This is a genomic window from Cognatishimia sp. F0-27, assembly GCF_020667845.1.
Lineage (GTDB): Bacteria > Pseudomonadota > Alphaproteobacteria > Rhodobacterales > Rhodobacteraceae > JAFMPQ01.
Map to the genome: position 1 here is coordinate 1 of NZ_JAFMPQ010000089.1, position 1,192 is coordinate 1,192.

Genomic DNA, 1,192 nt, shown 5'->3' on the forward strand with positions numbered 1-1,192 from the left:
CGGCGATCATCCGCGTCGACGTAGAGACCGCCATCGGCATATAACCGTGCAAGGCGAAAGAAATCGGATTGTTCGGCGGGATGGCGCGCCATCGCGAAGGCGCGCACCCAATCCGCCCCGAGCGTATCGCCAAGATAGTCTTTCGCCGTCTGGAGGTCATAGCATGTGTATGACACACCCTCGAGGTCTGACCAGCTCGACATGACTTCTTCGACGGCCTCCGGAATCAGACGCTTGTCCCAGAACTGGAAAACGCTCGGAGGAATGGGAGCGATCCCGGATGAAGGCGGGTTTGTGCCGTTGTGCTCGGAGACCCACTTTTCAACGATACGCTTGCACGGGTCAAAGAACTGCAAGGGATCGTAAGACAACCCCGACTTTTCGAATTGATCCAGCAACCGGAGCTCCGTCAGAAGGTTGCCTTCGAGCGTTGTGGAGAAGTGCGGCGCGAGCTGATTGTCATCGCCGCTGTCCGGCTCGCCCATAACCGCAGCAGCCCGCGCAAGGCTTCCATCGCGCAGCAAAAGCTGGAACCGGTGAACCGGGTTCAGGCGCGGGTCTCTGCCAGCGGCCTTCAGGATCTCGATGCTCTTCTCGGGCTGCCCCATGAACGTGTAGATCTGCGACCGCAGCATTTTTCCACGGAACCGGTCAAAGCTTTTGTGGGACGCTTCAAACGCCGCGATCTCTTCCAAGGCCTGCGGACCTCGCGCGTCGCGCGAAAGCGCCAGAGCGCGCTGCACCAGCAAATCTGCATCGTCAGGCCAGCGCTTTCTGGATCTTGCGAGATAGGCCGCGGCAACCCGTGGACGGCCCGATGTGCGCAGGAGTGCCCCAATGGATGCTGCCTGGGCTGCGGTTTGAGCGGAAAGCGGGCCATCAGAGCGCACGCGCTTCAAAGCAAGCGCCGGTGACGAAAGTCGCGACAAAGCAGCAAGCTGGGTGAAGCGATCTTCCACGCTGGTCCGCGCCCGCTTGGCCAATGCGTCGAGGGCGGGCTTCAGCAAGGTCATGCTCTCCGCATGACCGCGACGCGCAACGAGACAGTCCACCAGCGAAAGCAGGGTCTTGTTCGACAAATCCGTGCGCGCAACAATGTTGGACTGCACAACGCCAAAAGCGCGTTCGGCGCCAAGCCGCGAGGCCAGCAACAGCAGAGACAGGGCCTTGGATGCGGACATTTTCGACAGGT

General features: G+C 60.8%; 1 protein-coding gene. It reads right to left on the reverse strand.

Annotated elements, in window-relative coordinates; genetic code table 11:
* The coding region (locus J1C49_RS22020) for a glycosyltransferase (RefSeq protein WP_227447851.1) at nt 1-1,192 on the reverse strand (1,192 nt) is incomplete at both ends.